This is a genomic window from Prauserella endophytica (genome assembly GCF_005146945.1).
Classification (GTDB): Bacteria; Actinomycetota; Actinomycetes; order Mycobacteriales; family Pseudonocardiaceae; genus Prauserella_A; species Prauserella_A endophytica.
This window is the reverse complement of the sequence record NZ_SWMS01000003.1, coordinates 341,717-357,041: the sequence shown is the minus strand read 5'-3', so window position 1 is coordinate 357,041 and position 15,325 is coordinate 341,717. Positions and strand designations below refer to the sequence as shown.

Annotated in this window: 17 protein-coding genes; 8 read left to right on the top strand and 9 right to left on the bottom strand. The window is 71.7% G+C overall.

The genetic code is table 11. The annotated features are described in order from the left end of the window. Positions 1–20: 20 nt before the first annotated feature. Positions 21–1,184 (bottom strand): Cmx/CmrA family chloramphenicol efflux MFS transporter, encoded by a 1,164-nt coding sequence (locus FCN18_RS08805; RefSeq protein WP_112270464.1) that lies wholly within the window; start codon positions 1,182–1,184, stop codon positions 21–23. Between the two features lie 322 nt (positions 1,185–1,506). Between FCN18_RS08805 and FCN18_RS08800 the strand changes: the two genes are divergently transcribed. Next, positions 1,507–2,934 carry an MFS transporter gene (locus FCN18_RS08800; RefSeq protein ID WP_228713776.1) on the top strand — a complete coding sequence of 476 codons (1,428 nt, stop codon included), beginning with the start codon at positions 1,507–1,509 and terminating at the stop codon, positions 2,932–2,934. Further along, positions 2,931–3,473, top strand: coding sequence for a TetR/AcrR family transcriptional regulator (locus tag FCN18_RS08795; protein ID WP_112270466.1), 543 nt, complete (start codon positions 2,931–2,933; stop codon positions 3,471–3,473). Before FCN18_RS08800 ends, FCN18_RS08795 begins: the two co-directional genes overlap by 4 nt. Here FCN18_RS08795 and FCN18_RS08790 read toward each other — a convergent pair. Together FCN18_RS08790 and FCN18_RS08785 are read right to left on the bottom strand one after the other, a co-directional pair. After that, complete coding sequence (locus FCN18_RS08790) at positions 3,437–4,060, bottom strand: DedA family protein (RefSeq protein WP_112270468.1); 624 nt, start codon at positions 4,058–4,060, stop codon at positions 3,437–3,439. The two genes, FCN18_RS08795 and FCN18_RS08790, sit on opposite strands and share 37 nt — an antisense overlap. Next, the gene (locus FCN18_RS08785; protein WP_112270470.1) at positions 4,053–4,673 is read right to left on the bottom strand and encodes a class I SAM-dependent methyltransferase; all 621 of its coding nucleotides are present in this window, start codon (positions 4,671–4,673) and stop codon (positions 4,053–4,055) included. Before FCN18_RS08785 ends, FCN18_RS08790 begins: the two co-directional genes overlap by 8 nt. 129 nt (positions 4,674–4,802) lie before the next feature. Here FCN18_RS08785 and FCN18_RS08780 point away from each other — a divergent pair, with 129 nt between their 5' ends. From FCN18_RS08780 to FCN18_RS08770, 3 genes are all read left to right on the top strand, one after another. Beyond that, the gene (locus tag FCN18_RS08780; RefSeq protein WP_113642056.1) at positions 4,803–5,966 is read left to right on the top strand and encodes a sensor histidine kinase; all 1,164 of its coding nucleotides are present in this window, start codon (positions 4,803–4,805) and stop codon (positions 5,964–5,966) included. Continuing rightward, entirely contained in the window at positions 5,963–6,616 is a 654-nt protein-coding gene (locus tag FCN18_RS08775) for a response regulator (RefSeq protein ID WP_112270474.1), read from the top strand. The genes FCN18_RS08780 and FCN18_RS08775 overlap by 4 nt, the downstream gene beginning before the upstream one ends. 154 nt (positions 6,617–6,770) lie before the next feature. Then, positions 6,771–7,760, top strand: a complete 990-nt coding sequence (locus FCN18_RS08770) for a BtrH N-terminal domain-containing protein (RefSeq protein WP_137094324.1) — start codon at positions 6,771–6,773, stop codon at positions 7,758–7,760. Here FCN18_RS08770 and FCN18_RS08765 read toward each other — a convergent pair. Continuing rightward, the gene (locus FCN18_RS08765; protein ID WP_112270478.1) at positions 7,741–9,024 is read right to left on the bottom strand and encodes an RNA polymerase sigma factor; all 1,284 of its coding nucleotides are present in this window, start codon (positions 9,022–9,024) and stop codon (positions 7,741–7,743) included. The genes FCN18_RS08770 and FCN18_RS08765 overlap by 20 nt on opposite strands. A 34-nt stretch (positions 9,025–9,058) precedes the next feature. After that, the gene (locus FCN18_RS08760) at positions 9,059–9,478 is read right to left on the bottom strand and encodes a YciI family protein (protein WP_137094322.1); all 420 of its coding nucleotides are present in this window, start codon (positions 9,476–9,478) and stop codon (positions 9,059–9,061) included. 140 nt (positions 9,479–9,618) lie between these two features. Here FCN18_RS08760 and FCN18_RS08755 point away from each other — a divergent pair, with 140 nt between their 5' ends. After that, positions 9,619–10,716, top strand: coding sequence for a tyrosine-type recombinase/integrase (locus tag FCN18_RS08755; RefSeq protein WP_137094319.1), 1,098 nt, complete (start codon positions 9,619–9,621; stop codon positions 10,714–10,716). Between the two features lie 90 nt (positions 10,717–10,806). Here the strand turns inward: FCN18_RS08755 and FCN18_RS39465 are convergent, their stop codons facing one another. Continuing rightward, entirely contained in the window at positions 10,807–10,980 is a 174-nt protein-coding gene (locus tag FCN18_RS39465) for a hypothetical protein (RefSeq protein WP_170200523.1), read from the bottom strand. Between the two features lie 25 nt (positions 10,981–11,005). On the opposite strand from FCN18_RS39465, the gene FCN18_RS08750 reads away from it, so the two are divergent. Then, on the top strand, positions 11,006–11,521 hold the full coding sequence (locus tag FCN18_RS08750; RefSeq protein ID WP_137094317.1) for a CGNR zinc finger domain-containing protein: 516 nt from the start codon (positions 11,006–11,008) through the stop codon (positions 11,519–11,521). 35 nt (positions 11,522–11,556) lie between these two features. Continuing rightward, complete coding sequence (locus tag FCN18_RS08745) at positions 11,557–12,327, top strand: SGNH/GDSL hydrolase family protein (RefSeq protein WP_112270688.1); 771 nt, start codon at positions 11,557–11,559, stop codon at positions 12,325–12,327. A 201-nt stretch (positions 12,328–12,528) separates the two neighbouring features. Here FCN18_RS08745 and FCN18_RS08740 read toward each other — a convergent pair whose 3' ends face one another. The 3 genes from FCN18_RS08740 to FCN18_RS08730 form a co-directional block, all read right to left on the bottom strand. After that, positions 12,529–13,863 (bottom strand): SPFH domain-containing protein, encoded by a 1,335-nt coding sequence (locus tag FCN18_RS08740; protein ID WP_228713798.1) that lies wholly within the window; start codon positions 13,861–13,863, stop codon positions 12,529–12,531. A gap of 124 nt (positions 13,864–13,987) precedes the next feature. Next, a complete protein-coding gene (locus FCN18_RS08735; protein ID WP_112270690.1) occupies positions 13,988–14,419 on the bottom strand; it encodes an NfeD family protein in 432 nt (143 codons plus the stop codon). An 81-nt stretch (positions 14,420–14,500) separates the two neighbouring features. After that, positions 14,501–15,307 (bottom strand): DUF3097 domain-containing protein, encoded by an 807-nt coding sequence (locus tag FCN18_RS08730; protein WP_112270487.1) that lies wholly within the window; start codon positions 15,305–15,307, stop codon positions 14,501–14,503. Between the last annotated feature and the right edge of the window lie 18 nt (positions 15,308–15,325).

The window sequence follows — 15,325 nt, the reverse complement described above, 5'->3', positions numbered from 1 at the left end:
GCGGCCGGGGACCGTCCGCGCTACGCCGTTGGCACGGTGGCAGGCCGCCGCAACCCCACGGCGAGCGCGCCGCACAGCAGCGCCGTCGCCACCAGTGCCGCGCTGACCCAGATCGGTGACCGGTAACCGAGACCGCCACCGATCGCGACGCCGCCGAGCCACGGCCCGAGGGCCGCTCCGACGTTGAAAGCCGCCGTGGCGAACCCGCCGCCGAGCGTGGGCGCCTCCGGTGCCGCGTAGAGCACCTGGGAGATCAGGGTCGAGCCGACCGCGAACGACAGCGTCGCCTGGGCGAACAGGAGCACGACGGCCGCCGCCGGGTTGGCGGCCACGATGGCGAACGCAATCCAGCCGGTCAGCAGGGCGAGCCCTCCCGCCACCAGCAACGGCAGCGGGTGCGTGTCGGCGAACCGGCCGCTGAGGGTCACCCCCGCGAACGAGCCGATGCCGAACACCGCCAGCAGCGCCGGAACCCAGCCCGGCGCGAATCCGGTGACGTCGGTCGCCAGCGGCGCGAGGTAGGTGAACGCGCAGAACGTCGCGCCGTTCACCAGCGCGCCGAGCAGCAGGGTCACCGGCAACCGGGGACGGCGCAGCGCCCGCAGCTCGCGCCGCGCGCTGGGCGGCGCGTCCTCGCCTCGGTCGCCGGGAACCGACCGCAGGATGGCGAACACCGCGGGCACCGACACGAGGGCCACCGCCCAGAACGCGGAGCGCCAGCCCCACAGTTGACCGAGCAGCGCACCGGCCGGCACCCCCGCCACACACGCCAGGGTCACCCCGCCGAGCAATGCCGACGTGGCCCGCCCCTTGGCGTCCGGACCGACGAGCCTGGTCGCCACGGCGAGCGCGACGGCGAGGAACCCCGCATTGGCGAGTGCCGCGAGCACACGGGTCGCGAGCAGAACCCCGAAGCTAGGGGTGACCGCGCCGACCACGTGCACGAGCACGAAGGCGATCAGGAATGTCAGCAGCGCTCGCCGTGGCGACCAGCGCAGGCTCGCGATCGCCAGCAGCGGTGCGCCGGCGATCATGCCGACGGCGAACACCGAGGTCAGCGATCCCGCCGCCGGAACCGACACCCGCAGGTCGGCGGCGATGTCCGGCAGCAGTCCGGACAGCATGAACTCGGACGTGCCCTGGGCGAACACCGCAAGTCCGAGCAGGTAGATGACAAGAGGCACAGCAAGACTCCGGAAAACCACGTCGTGGGTCGACAGGGACGCGGCAGAGCTGCGGGCACCAAGGGGCCCGCTACCGCGGAAAAGGGATCAGTCCGATGTCGAGCGCGAATCGATGGCGGCGGTCGCTGACAGCGACGGCACGAGAAAGGCCACCGGCGCGCCGGTGGCTAGAGTCTTGACGCCTCGGGACTGGACATGATCGCAAGGTAGCAACGCCCGCCGAGCCGAGTCCACCGACTATCCGGACGCACCCGCCTTGGCCGGCGCGGTGAACACACGTTTACCATCGTGCGGGTAAACACCGGTTCACCCCTGGAGCGACGTGACCGCCCAGCCCGTCCCCCGCCCGCGCCTGTTCGTCGCCACGCTCGCGTTCGGCGGTGTCGTCGTCGCACTGATGCAGACGCTCGTCGTGCCGCTGCTGCCCCTGTTACCGGGCCTCACCGGCGCCTCCCGATCGGACGTGAGCTGGCTCGTCACCGCCACGCTGCTGACGGGCGCGGTGTGCACGCCGCTGCTCGGCCGTGCCGGCGACATGTACGGCAAGCGCCGGATGCTGCTACTCAACCTCGGGTTCATGGTCACCGGGTCAGCGCTGTGCGCGGTCAGCTCGCAGCTGCCGGTGCTCATCGCGGGCAGGGCGCTGCAGGGCACGGCGATCGCCTTCGTGCCGCTGGGGATCAGCATCATGCGCGACGAGCTGCCACCGGAGCGCGTGGTGTCCGCGATCGCCGTCATGAGCTCCACCATCGGCGTGGGAGCGGCGTTCGGCATGCCGTTCTCGGCTCTCGTGGTGCGCTACGCCGACTGGCACACGATGTTCTGGGTCTGCGTGGCACTCGGGGTCGCCGAGGCGCTGCTGGTGCTGCTCCTCGTGCCCGAGTCACCGGTGCGCACCAGCGGCCGGTTCGACATCGCCGGCGCGCTGGGACTCACCGCGATCCTGGTGTGCGGGCTGCTGGCCGTGTCGAAGGGCGGCACGTGGGGCTGGACGGGGCCGCTCACGCTCGGGCTGTTCGCCGCGGCCGCCGCGCTCGCACCGGTGTGGGGCCTGCATCAGCTGCGCGCGCGGCGCCCGCTGGTCGACCTCCGGGTCAGCGCACGCCCTCCGGTGCTGTTCACCAACCTCGCCGCCCTGCTCGTCGGGTTCGCCTACTACGCCAACTCGCTGGCCACCGCCCAGCTCGTGCAGGAACCCACATCGACCGGCTACGGGCTCGGCGAGTCCGTGGTGGTCAGCGGGCTGTGCCTGCTGCCTGCCGGGGTCACGATGGTGCTGTTGTCCCCGGTCTCGGCCAGGTTGTCGGCCGCCCGCGGGCCCCGCTGGACCCTCGCGGTCGCGTGCACGCTGCTCGCCTTCGGCTATGTCGTGCGCCTGTTCACGAGCGAGAACCTCGCGACGATCATCGCGGGTGCGACGGTGGTCGCGGCGGGTACCGCCGTGGCGTACTCCGCCCTGCCCGCCCTGATCGTGCATGCTGTGCCCGTGACCGAGACCGCCGCGGCCAACGGGCTCAACGTCCTCATGCGCTCCATCGGCCAGTCCGGGTGTAGTGCCGTGGTCGGCGCCGTGCTGGCCGGTGTCACCGCCACCCACGCCGGGCACACCGCGCCCACGCTGAACGCCTATCTCCTCGTGTTCGTCCTCGCCGGCGCCGCTGCGCTCGCCGCGCTGGTGTGCACCCTGCTGATCCCTGGGCGGGCACGGGCGGGGAAGGCCAAGCCGGCTTTCGCGGAGGCGGCCGCGTGACCGCCTCCGACTCAGGGCGGGGCGCGATCCTGCGGGCCGCGCGCAAGGCGTTCGCCCGGCAGCCCTACGCCGCCGTGACCCTGCGCGACATCGCCGCGGAGGCCGGGGTCAGCGCGTCACTGATCGTCAAGCACTTCGGCAGCAAGGAGGGTCTGTTCGACACGGTCGCCGACTTCACCGGAGCGGCCGACGCCCTGCTCGCCGTGCCCAACGCCGAACTGGGCAGGCACCTGGTGCTCACGCTCGTGCGGTACCGCCGGGAACAGGGCAGCGACCTCCTGGTGCGCGTGGTGTTCGCGGCGGGAAGCGGCGACGAACGCGCCCTGCTGCGGGAGCGGTTCCGCCAGCAGGTGACCGACCGGATCGCGACCCGGTTGGAAGGCCCCGACGCCGGCCTGCGCGCCGAGCTGGTGGTCGCGCACCTGCTCGGGCTGGGCGCGGTGCTGGCCGTCGACCGCGAGGGCCTGGCAGCGACCGTGAACCCGGAGCGCGTCGCCGACCACTACGCGCCCGGCTTGCAGGCGCTCATCGACGGATAGCCCCGCCGGGCCCTCGCCAGCGCCCTGCGCACCAGCCACCCCACCACGGCCACGGCCGCGAGCACGGCCACGGCGGACAAGCCGAACCACTGGGCGAGCGAGTCGTAGGCCGACGCCGCCACGTAGCCGAGCGTCGTGAGCGTCGCGCCCCACAGCGCCGCCACCGGCACGCTCACGGCGGCGAAGCGGCGGTAGGTCATCCCTCCGTACCCGGCGAGCCGGGGAGTGAGCGTCCGCGTCACCGCGAACCACTGCGCCACGCCGAGCGCCGCCACTCCCCTGCGTTCCAGCAGCCCGAGCGCGCGACCGCGCGGACCGTGCAGCCGCCTCGGCGTCGGCAGGGCACCCTGTCTGCCTCGCAGGTACGCCAGCTGGGTGCCCACCACGGCGGCCAGCGCCACGGTCGCCGCCGCGAGCGCCGGCTCGGCCAGCCCGCCCCTGGCCAGCACCCCGATCGCGATCACCGCGCTCGCCCCCGGCAACGCCACACCGATCAGCAACCCGGCCTCGGCGGTGACCAACAGGCCGGCGACGACGAGCAGCAGGGGCCGTGGCAGGCCGGCCAGCCACGGCAGGACGTCAGGCATGGGCGCCCGGCCCGACCGGTCGCCTGCACACGTAGACGAGCGCGGGCGGCAGGTTCCGCCACACCGTACGCGTGACGATCACCTCGTCGAAGAAGATGTCCAGCAGCGCGCGGAACCGCTGCGCACCGGCGAGGCGCGAGGCATGCCGGTAGGCGAACGTGCTGAAACCCCCGCCCGGCCCGAGCGCCCCACACACCTGTGCCAGCACCCGGCGCTGGAGGTCCTCACCGAACAGCGACCACGGCAGGCCGCTCACCACGGCCTCCACGCGCGCCGCGCCGACGCCGGCGAGCAGCGTGTCCAGCTCGGCGGCGTCGCCGCACAGCACCGACATCGCGGGATGCCTGCGCCGGAGGTGCTCGGCCATCCTCGGGTTGATCTCCACCGCGAGATGCCTGCCACCGGGAGGCAGCCGACGGTCGATCACCTCGCTGACAGCGCCCGTGCCGGGGCCCAGCTCCACGACCACGGGGCTGCCCTGCCGGGGCACCACCGTGGCCAGTTGCCGACCGAGATCACGCGAGCTGGGGACGACGGCGCCGACGAGATGCGGTTGCCGCAGCGCCGCCGCGAGAAAGACGGGCAAGCCGCGCGCGGGTGTCCTGGTGGTCATGATCCCCACGGTTTCAGTGATCAAGCCCGTTTCCCTCGGCCAGCGGGCCGCACCTCGCGGCCGGGTGAAGGATCCCGCCTCCTCCCCCGGTAGGAGGCGCGGATCCGGCGACCTCCCTAAGGTCGAGTTGTGCTGTCGCGGTTTCTGAGCCGGTTTCCCACGCTCGTGTGGGCACCGGTCCGATTCCTGCCGCTGGTGTGCGCGCTGGCGTACCTCTTCTTGCTCTGCCGCCCGCTGAACCCCGGCACGGCGGACTGGGTGCTCGGCCTGACGTCGGCCACGGCCACGATCGCGGGCGGGCGGTTCCCGCTGGCCGTCACGGTCGCGCAGTCCGTGCTGCTCGTCGTCGGCACGCGGGTCGCCTCGGCGACGGCGGCCGAGGCGCTGCTTTTCGTGTTCGCGGCCATCGCGGTCGGCGAGCTGACGATGCGCCGCGCGGGCAGGCAGTGCTGGGTCGGCGGCATCGTCTACGTGGCGGCGCAGCTCGCGGTGTACACCCAGAACTTCGACCCGCTGCTGACCCCGCCGACGATCGCCGTCGCCACTCTGCCGCCGATCATGATCGGCTACTACATCCGTTCGGTGCTCAACGTCGCGATGGAGGCCGAGCGCAGGCGGCAGGCCGCCGTGCGGGAGGCGAGGGCGGGCGAGCGGACCGCGATCGCACGGGAGCTGCACGACCTCGTGGCCCACTACATGGCGTCGGTCGCGATGCGCGTCGGCGCGGCCAGGGTCGCGCTGGGCGACCGGGAACCCGAGGTCGCACAGGCGCTGACCGACGTCCACGGCACTGCCCGCACGGCGCTGAACGACCTGCGACGGCTGGTCTCGACGCTGCGCGACCCGGCGACCGTCAACGACGAGGCCGGTGCGGCCCTCGCGGAACCCGACGGGCTCGCGGGCGCCCTCGTCGCTGCGGTCGAACGCGCGCGCGGCACCGGCCTGATACTGGACGCGGAGATCGATCCCGCCGTCGCCGCACTGGATGCCATGCGGCGGCTCGCGGTCCTGCGAGTGGTGCAAGAGGGCCTGACGAACGTGATCAAACATGCCGGTACCCGGGCGCGCGCGAGCCTGCGCGTGCACGCCCGCGACGACGAGGTGCGGGTCGAGGTACGCGACGACGGCGGCGGCACGGGCGGCCACGAACTCCGCCCCGGCACCGGTTTCGGCCTGGTGGGCATCCGCGAACGGGTGGAGCTGCTGGGCGGGCACATGCGGGCGGGTGCGCTGGCGTCGGGCTGGGAGCTGACCGTCGCCGTGCCCACCGGCGTCCCGGAGGCGGTGCGGTGATCCGGGTCCTGCTCGTCGACGACCAGCAGCTGGTGCGGGCGGGCCTGCGCATGCTGTGCGGCACCACCGAGGACCTCGAAGTGGTCGGCGAGGCCGACAACGGGCACCAGGCCACCCAGCTGGTGGAGCGGACCACGCCCGACGTCGTGGTGATGGACCTGCGGATGCCCGGTGTGGACGGGATCTCGGCCACCGCCCGCATCCTGGCGTCGCGGCCTGCCACCCGGATCCTCGTGCTCACCACGTTCGACGACGACGAGCACCTGTACCCCGCGCTCGCGGCAGGGGCCCACGGCTTCCTCGCCAAGGACGCGGCGCCGGAGGAGGTACTGGAGTCGATCAGGCGCGTCGCGGCCGGGGACGCCCCGTTCAGCCGCACCGTGCTGCACCGGCTCGTCCGGACCGCCGTCACCGCGCGGGAGTCGGACCCGGCGCGCCCGCTGCCGGAGCTGGCGCAACTCACCGACCGCGAACGCGACGTGCTCGCGCTGATCGGCGACGGGCTGTCGAACGGCGAGATCGCCCAGCGCCTGCACATCGGGGTCACCACGGTGAAGACCCACGTGGCGAGCCTGATGACCAAGACCGGCATCCCGAACCGCGTCCGGCTGGCCGTGCTGGCGGCGCGGGCCGACCTCACGCTCGGCTGAGTGGACCATCCCACCATGGGAGAGTCCACCATGGTGGTGTGCAGCACGAACTTCTCACCATCGGCAGCTTCGCGCCGAAGCCGCTCGCCCCGGTCCACGTGGACGCGAGCTCGGGCTACCGCTGCTACGCCGTCCACGTCGAGGAGCACAGCGCATGACCATGGTGAACGGCGTCGACACCCGCGGCGGGCAGCACTGCGAGACCACGGCACTGGGCGTGCTGCTGCGCCACGAGGGGCTCGACCTTTCGGAGCCCATGCTCTTCGGCCTCGGCTCGGGTCTGTCGTTCCTCTACTGGGACGGCAAGAACCTGGACTTTCCCTTCCTCGGCGGCCGGGTGAAACCGTTCGAGCTGACCAGGAAGCTGGCCACGACGCTCGGGCTGGAGCTGCGCGTCCGGGAGACCGGCTCGGCCCGCAGGGCGTGGGAGAACGTCGCGGGACCACTCGAAGCGGGGCACCCCGTCGGCCTGCAGCTCGACAGCTACCACCTGGACTACTTCACCGCGAAGGTCCACTTCGGCGGGCACGTCGTGGCGATGTACGGATACGACGACCACGCCGCCTACCTCGTGGACACCGAACAGCAGGGCGGAGCGGTGTCCACGAGCCTGCCCAGCCTCGCCGAGGCCAGGGCCGCACGTGGCCCCATGACGGCACGGCACCGTTCGTTCACCCTCACCGTGCCGAGCGGCGCGCCTTCGCCGTGGACCCGGCTCGTACCCGCCATCACCGCCTGCGCCGACGCCTTCCTCGACCCGCCCATCGCCAACGTCGGCCACCGGGGCATCGCGAAGGCGGGCAAGCTGGTGCGAACCTGGCTCGAACGCGCCGACGACCCGCGGCGGGACCTGCCGCAGGCCGCGCGTCTCATGGAGCAGGCGGGCACCGGCGGTGCCCTGTTCCGTAACCTCTACCGTGACTTCCTAGCCGAGGCCACCGGGGTGCTCGACAGCGCGCACCTGCGCACCGGTCACCGTCTGTACGCCGAGGCGGCCCTGTTGTGGACGGAGACCGCGGCGCTGATCGCGAGGGCCGGCGAGTCCGGCGACGCGGACCGGCTCGTGCAGGCGAGCGCCGTGCTGGGCGAGCTGGCCCGCATCGAACGGGACGCCATGCAGTCGCTCAGCCGCCTCGGGAGTTGAGTCCGGCTGCCCCGGCCGCGCGCTCGGCCCGCGCCAGCAGCAGCGTCCGTTCGCGCTCGTTGCGGGTCAGCCCGGCCGCCGAGGTGAACTCCTCGTGTGCCTCGGCGTGCCTGCCGAGCTTGGCGAGCAGGTCGCCGCGCACGCTCGGCAGCAGGTGGTACTTCGCGAGCGCCGGCTCCCCGGTCAGCCGGTCGACGAGCGCGAGCCCGGCGTCCGGACCGTCCGCCATGGACACCGCGACCGCCCGGTTGAGCTCCACGATCGGCGACGGGTTCACCCGGTTCAGCTCGCCGTACAGCGCGGCGATGCGGGACCAGTCCGTCTCCTGCGGCGTGCGGGCACGGGCGTGGCAGGCCACGATCGCGGCCTGCAGCGCGTACGGGCCGAGCGAGTCGGTGAGCGCCTCGGCGCGTTGCAACGCGGCGAGCCCCCTGCGGATGAGCAACCGGTCCCAGCGGCCGCGGTCCTGGTCGAGCAGCAGGATCGGCTCCCCGTCGGGCCCAGTGCGGGCTCTGGCGCGGGACGCCTGGATCTCCAGCAGCGCCACCAGCCCGTGCACCTCGGGTTCCTTCGGGGCGAGCTGGGCCAGCACGCGGCCCAGCCGCAGCGCGTCCGTACACAGCTCCGGCCGCATCCAGTCGTCGCCCGCGGTGGCGGAGTAGCCCTCGTTGAAGATCAGGTAGACGACCTCCAGCACGGACGACAGGCGCTCGGCCAGCTCCGCACCCTGCGGCACCTCGAACGGGATCTTCTTCTTCGCGAGCGTCTTCTTGGCGCGCACGATCCGCTGCGCGACGGTGGGTTCGGGCACCAGGAACGCGCGTGCGATCTCGTCGGTGGTCAGGCCGCCGAGCAGGCGGAGCGTCAGCGCGACGCGCGCCTCGGTGGACAGCACCGGATGGCACGCCGTGAACACCAGTCGCAGCAGGTCGTCGCCGATGTCGTCCAGTTCGGGCTCGGGCTCGACCCGCGTCTCCAGGTCACGACCGATCTCCTCGACCTTGCGCTCCAGCCGTTCCTGGCGGCGGAACTGGTCTATCGCCCGCCGTTTGGCCACGGCCATGAGCCAGGCTCCGGGGTTGTCGGGGACGCCTGACTCGGGCCACTGCTCCAGTGCCGCCACGAGCGCGTCCTGCGCGAGCTCCTCCGCGGCCCCGACATCACGCATCATCCGGGCCAGCCCGGCGATGAGCCTTGCGGACTCGATCCGCCAGACGGCCTCGATCGCGCGATGGGTTTCCACGGCAGCCGTCACAGCCGCCAATCACAGCAGGACGGCGGCGTGACGGCAAGCGGGTTCAGGACTTGTGCTGCTCAGCGATCTTCTCGCGCAGCTTGTCCTCGGCCTCCTTGGGTGTGTAGGAGTCGCCGAAGTCCTCGGCCTCGGCGACCTTGCGGATCTCGACCTCGCCCTCGGCGAACGGGATCCGGCGAGCCCATTCGATGGCCTCGTCCTTGGACTTGACGTCGATGATCCAGTAGCCGGCGATGAGCTCCTTGGTCTCGGTGAACGGGCCGTCGACCACCGTGGTCTTGCCCTTGCCGTGGTACTGGACCTTCGCGCCCTTGGCGGTCTCCAGCAGACCGTTGCCGTCCAGCATCACGCCCGCCTTGACCAGCTCCTCGTTGTACCTGCCCATCTCGGCGAGCTCCTGCTCGGACGGCACCGCGCCGGACTCGGATTCCTCGCTGGCCTTGACGATCATCATGAAGCGCATGTCGTTGTCTCCCTCTGTGTCGGTGACCGGCTCCCGTGCCGGTCGTCAACGACGCGTCGAACGGACCCCCGGCGGAATCGACACGGCCCCGACATCTTTTCCGACTTTTTCCTCCGGCGACAGTGCACAATCGCCAGACCATGATCGACCGCGCGAACTCCGGTGAGCTGGCCCTTCGGCAGGCCACCGCGCACGACCTCGCCGAGGCCGTGGCCCTGTTGCCCGCCCTGCCACCCGCCGACCCGTCGGACCGCTACGCCGTCCGGCACGTCACCGTGCTCTGGCTGAGCTCCGACAAGAGCGAGCACACCCGTCGTGCCTACTACGCCGACCTCGCGGCCTGGCTGTCGTGGTGCGACCGCAGCGGGCTCGACCCGCTCCGGGCGCGGCGCGCGGACGTCGACGCGTGGAAGACGACGCTCACGGTGACCGGCCGCGACGGCGTTCCCCGGCCCGCCGCGCCATCGACGGTCGCACGCACCCTTGCCGGCGTGTCGAGCTGGTACCGGTACCTTCAGTCCAACGACGTCACCGACACCAACCCGATCGGTGCCGTGACCAGGCCCAAGCGGGCCAAGGCCTCGCCTCGCTCGGCGCTCGACGAGCGATCCACCGCCGCGCTGCTCGACCATGTCGAGTCCCGCGCGCTGCGCCTCGACACGGAGGCCGCCTGGCGCGACGCCGCACTCGTGGCGCTGCTCTTCTACACGGGGCTGCGCGTCTCCGGCATCACCACCGCGACCGTCGCCGACCTCGACACCGACTCGGGGCACACGATCCTGCGTTACACCGGCAAAGGCGGGCAGCGTGACTTCGTCCCCGTGGTGGCACCGGCGCTGCGCCCGCTCGCGCGCTACCTCGGCCGCCGCGCCGACCGTGTGGGGCTGGCCCCCGAGCGGCTCACCGGGCCGCTGCTCGCAACCACCCCGCATCCGCACGACCCGGCCAAGCCAGGCGGCAAACCGCTGCGGCAGCGGGACGTGTGGCAGGCGCTGCGCCGGTTCGCCGAGGCCGCCGGGCTGCCCGCCGCGGCGACCATCTCGCCGCACACGGCCCGCCGCACCACCGGCACCCTGCTGCTGGCCCACAACGTCCCGGTGCAGAAGGTGCAGGACCTCCTGGGCCACGCCGATATCCGCACCACTCGCGACCGCTACGACGCCCATCGGCACAAGCTCGACAGCTCGCCGGCGCACACCCTCGCGCAGATCCTCGCCGAGCACCGCGGCCAGACCTAGCCAAGCCACCACGGGACCCCGACTGCAGTGAAGGCCACCTTCACTGCGTTCAGCGCAGTGAAGGTGGCCTTCACTGCGGTCGAGCTGGCGTCACGCTGGGGTGCGCGTCGCGCCGAGGACCTCGCCGTTGAGCACCAGTAGCCAGCTGCCGCAGACACAGCGCCGGTAGCTGACCTGGCCGCTCGACATCGGATGGGTCGAGGCCGCGGGAACCGGCAGTTCGCGAATGGGCCACCCGCATCGCGGGCAACGTTGGTCGATCATGCCGCCATCGTGATGTAATGCCTTAGTGGAGTTCAACCCTTACGGCGGCACCGCTGCACGCGTGGCCGTGGTGATCGTCAACGCGGCGGGCGCACCGCCGGAGGAACTGGTGTCCCGGCTGCGGGCCGAGGACATGCGGCTCACGTCGCTGACCACGGCACAGGCTCGTGACGTGGCCGAATGGGCGGAGCGGCTGCGGCAGGTGTTCGCCGAGCCGGACGTCGGCAGGCGCGTGGAGCTGCTGAACACGCTGCTGGCCGACTCCGCGTGCCGCCCGCACATCTCACGGCACCACGGCAAGCCGCCGCACATCCACTACGCCGCCGAGGACGACGGCTGGGTGCGCCGCATCCAGGCCTACACCGCGGGCGGCCTCGCGCACCTGCTCTGCGACGACCCCGCCCGCATGGGCGTGTGCGCGCGTGAGGGCTGCGACGTCGTGTACGTCGACACCTCGCGCAACGGCCGCCGCCGGTTCTGCTCCACCCGCTGCGCCACCCGGGTCCACGTCGCCGACCACCGCGAACGACAGCGCGTGTGACAGGCCACAACGACGGCATCACTACAGTGCGGAGCATGATCGAACGGTTCGTGGTCCTCGGCGACTCGTTCAGCGAAGGCGTCGGCGACGACGACCCGGCCTACCCCAACAACGTGCGCGGCTGGGCCGATCGCACCGCCGAGCAGCTCGCCCGGCACAACCCCGCGCTCGCCTACGCCAACCTGGCGATCCGCGGCAGGCTCCTGCCGCAGGTGCTGGCCGAGCAGCTCGGACCCGCGGTGGAGATGAAGCCCGACCTCGTCAGCCTCTACGCGGGCGGCAACGACCTGATGCGGCCGAAGACCGACATCGACGCGCTCGCCGAGCAGTACGACGCCGCCGTGGGCACGCTCGCCGCAACCGGCGCCACCGTAATGCTCTTCACCGGCGTCGACGGCGTCGAGGACCCGTTGTTCCGCCGGATGCGCGGCCGCACGGCCATCTACAACGAGCATGTGCGCCTCATCGCCGCCCGGCACCGCACGCTGCTCGTGGACATGTGGGCCATGCGCGAGCTGCGCGACCGGAGGCTGTGGTCGGCCGATCGCATCCACCTCAACGCGCTCGGCCACACGCGAATCGCCCGCGCCGTGCTCGACGTCCTCGGCGTGGAGCACACCGTCGCACCGGACGAGCTGGGTCCGCGTGCGGTGCTCAGTCCCCGGCAGGAGCGGGCACAGAACCTGCGGTGGGCTCGCGAGCACGCGCTGCCCTGGATCGGTCGTCGCCTGCGTGGCGAGTCCTCCGGCGACGCCGTCACGCCCAAGCGCCCCGAGCTCTCGCCGGTGTCCGACCTCGGGCGCTGAGAGCCGGCCCGTCCGGCCTGTTGACCGCCCGCTCGTGTCGGTGTCGGCGACGTGGCTACCGCACACCACCGGCACACCGTGGCGGTCACGGTCGTGTGCGGGCCGACCTCAGCGACGACGGCGTCTGCGCCAGAAAGCGCTGAGCACAAAGGAAAGGGCACCCTCGCGAGTGGATCGCGAGGGCGCCCCTTGCCACTGTGGCTACTGCTGCCGAGGCGGCCCGCCGTACGGCGGGTTCTGCGGCGGGTACGGACCACCGCCGCCCTGCGGCGGGTTGAACGGACCCGGCTGCTGCGGGTAGCCCTGCTGTGGGCTCGCACCGAACGGCCCCGAGGGCGGGGTCGGCGGGTTGTTCGCAGGCGGAGCCGGCGGTGGCGGGGTCGGCGGCAGCTGCTGCTGGGGCGGCTCCTGCGCCTCGTCCGCCTCCGGCTCGGGCTCGGTGGGCCGTGGTGTGCCACCGAGCGGGGACAGCGCCGACGGCCTCGGCCCCGGAGTGGAGGTCAGCGGACCGGGAACTTCCTGCCGCGCAACGGCTTCCGCCTCCCGCACGGCCTCGGCGACCTTCGGGTCGGTCGAGGTGTCGAACCAGCTGGCGACCTCGTCGTCGTCCAGCGCGGGCATCTCCACCCGCTCCTCCTTCGGCGGCTCGTAGCGGAACACGCCGTCCTCACCGGGCGCACCGAGCGAACGCGCGAAGCCCTCGAGCGCCTTGCCGTAGTCGCTGGGCACGAGCCACACCTTGTTGGCGTCGCCCTGCGCCATCTGCGGCAGAGTCTGCAGGTACTGGTACGCCAGGACCTCCGGTGTCGGCCTGCTCGCCTTGATGGCGGCGAACACCTTCTCGATCGCCTTGGCCTGACCCTGCGCCTGCAGGTAGCGGGCGGCCCGCTCACCCTGTGCGCGCAGGATCCGCGACTGCCGTTCCGCCTCGGCGGCGAGAATCGCGGCCTGCTTGGAACCCTCGGCCGCGAGGATCTGGCTCTGCTTCTGACCTTCCGCCGTCTTGATCGCGGACTCCCGCTGACCCTCGGCGGTGAGGATCATCGCGCGCTTCTCCCGGTCGGCGCGCATCTGCTTCTCCATCGAGTCCTGAATGGAGGGTGGCGGGTCGATCGCCTTCAGCTCCACGCGGGCGACACGGATGCCCCACCGGCCGGTCGCCTCGTCGAGCACACCGCGCAGCTGCTGGTTGATCGAGTCACGCGAGGTCAGTGTGTCCTCGAGGCTCATGCCACCGACCACGTTGCGCAAGGTGGTGGTGGTGAGCTGCTCCACACCCACGATGTAGTTGGAGATCTCGTAGACCGCGGCACGGGAGTCGGTGACCTGGAAGTACACCACCGTGTCGATCGAGACGGTCAGGTTGTCCTGCGTGATGACCGGCTGCGGAGGGAACGAGACGACCTGCTCGCGCAGGTCGACCCTGGCCCGTACCTTGTCGAGGAACGGGACCAGGAAGTTCAGGCCGGGAGAGGCAACGGTCTTGAACCGGCCGAGGCGCTCGATCACCGCCGATTGCGCTTGAGGCACCACCATCAGCGCCTTCGCGACCGTGACGATCACGAACAGTGCGAGGATGGCGACAACGATTATCGCTGCCGTCGACAAAACGTACTTCCCTTCGTCTTTCTATCGTTTTCCGCGCTGGCGCCGACGGCCATCACGGTTCCGCCGAAACCACGGCGGTCGCCCCGGAGATCTCGACGACCGTGACCGTCGTGCCTGGATCGATCACTTGCCCCTCGGCGATGCTGCGGGCCGACCACACGTCACCGGCGAGTTTCACCTGACCACTGTGCGCATCCACAGTAGACACTGTCAGCGCCTGGGCTCCCACCAGGGCGTCGGCGTTCGTCTTGACTCCAGGGCCGGAGAGGAACCGGCGTTTCAGCGCCGGTCTGGCGAGCACAATAAGGCCGAGCGAGGCGACCGCGAACACCGCGACGTCGATGAACACGTTCCCGGACAACGCCGCCGAGCCCGCGCCGAACAAGGCGCCGAGCCCGAGCATGAGCAGAACGAAATCGCCGGAAAGCACTTCCGCCACGATCAGGCCGACTCCGACAATGAGCCAGATGAGTGCCGCTGTCATGCCGCCATGCTCCCAGATCGTCACCATTTCCACCGAGAAGATCACGGGAAGTGATCTACGCGTGACCTTGCCGGAGGATGCTCACGCCTCCGGATCGGTGACGAAGTCGATCAAGCGTTCGACCGCACCGATGAGTGGGGTCTCGAGATCGCGGAAGCTGCTCACCCCGGCGAGCACGCGCTGCCAGCCCTCGTAGGGTTCGCCCCAGCCGAGCGCGGTGCAGATGCCTTCCTTCCACTCCACGCCCTTGGGCACCGACGGCCACTGCCGGATCCCCACCGACGCGGGCTTCACCGCCTGCCAGACGTCGACGTAGGGATGGCCGGTGACCAGCACGTTCTCGTCGTCGATCGCCGCGACGAGCCGGGACTCCTTGCTGCCGGGCACGAGGTGGTCCACGAGAACCCCGAGCCTGCGGCCCGGCCCGGTGCCGAACTCCGCGATGCGCTCGGCGAGCACGTCGACGCCGTCCAGAGCTTCGACGACGACGCCCTCCACGCGCAGGTCGTGTCCCCAGACCCGTTCTACGAGTTCGGCGTCGTGCTTGCCCTCGACCCAGATGCGCGAGTCGCGCGCGACGCGGGCCTTGAGCCCCTCGACCCGCACCGACCCCGACGCCGACATCGTGCGCGCGGGTGTGGCGGTCTGGCGGGCGGGTACCAGGGTCACCGGTTTGCCCTCCAGCAGGAACGCGGCCGGTCCCAGCGGGAAAACGCGGTGGTTGCCGTGCCGGTCCTCGAGCACGGCGCTGCCGTACTCGAGCTTCACGAGCGCCCCGCAGTAGCCGCTCGCGGGGTCCTCCAGCACCAGACCCGGCTCGGCGGGCACCTCCGGCACCTTCCGCCTGCGCGGCCCGCTCAGGATGTCGTCGTAGGAATGGGAGCGCACGGAGCCGAACCTAGCGGG

Bases quoted from the DNA above. Each gene is read 5' to 3' on its own strand.
- FCN18_RS08790 (WP_112270468.1), bottom strand. From the start codon at position 4,060: ATGCCTGACGTCCTGCCGTGGCTGGCCGGCCTGCCACGGCCCCTGCTG.
- FCN18_RS08785 (WP_112270470.1), bottom strand. From the start codon at position 4,673: ATGACCACCAGGACACCCGCGCGCGGCTTGCCCGTCTTTCTCGCGGCG.
- FCN18_RS08770 (WP_137094324.1), top strand. From the start codon at position 6,771: ATGACCATGGTGAACGGCGTCGACACCCGCGGCGGGCAGCACTGCGAG.
- FCN18_RS08760 (WP_137094322.1), bottom strand. From the start codon at position 9,478: ATGCGCTTCATGATGATCGTCAAGGCCAGCGAGGAATCCGAGTCCGGC.
- FCN18_RS08755 (WP_137094319.1), top strand. From the start codon at position 9,619: ATGATCGACCGCGCGAACTCCGGTGAGCTGGCCCTTCGGCAGGCCACC.
- FCN18_RS39465 (WP_170200523.1), bottom strand. From the start codon at position 10,980: ATGATCGACCAACGTTGCCCGCGATGCGGGTGGCCCATTCGCGAACTG.
- FCN18_RS08745 (WP_112270688.1), top strand. From the start codon at position 11,557: ATGATCGAACGGTTCGTGGTCCTCGGCGACTCGTTCAGCGAAGGCGTC.
- FCN18_RS08740 (WP_228713798.1), bottom strand. From the start codon at position 13,863: ATGGTGGTGCCTCAAGCGCAATCGGCGGTGATCGAGCGCCTCGGCCGG.
- FCN18_RS08735 (WP_112270690.1), bottom strand. From the start codon at position 14,419: ATGACAGCGGCACTCATCTGGCTCATTGTCGGAGTCGGCCTGATCGTG.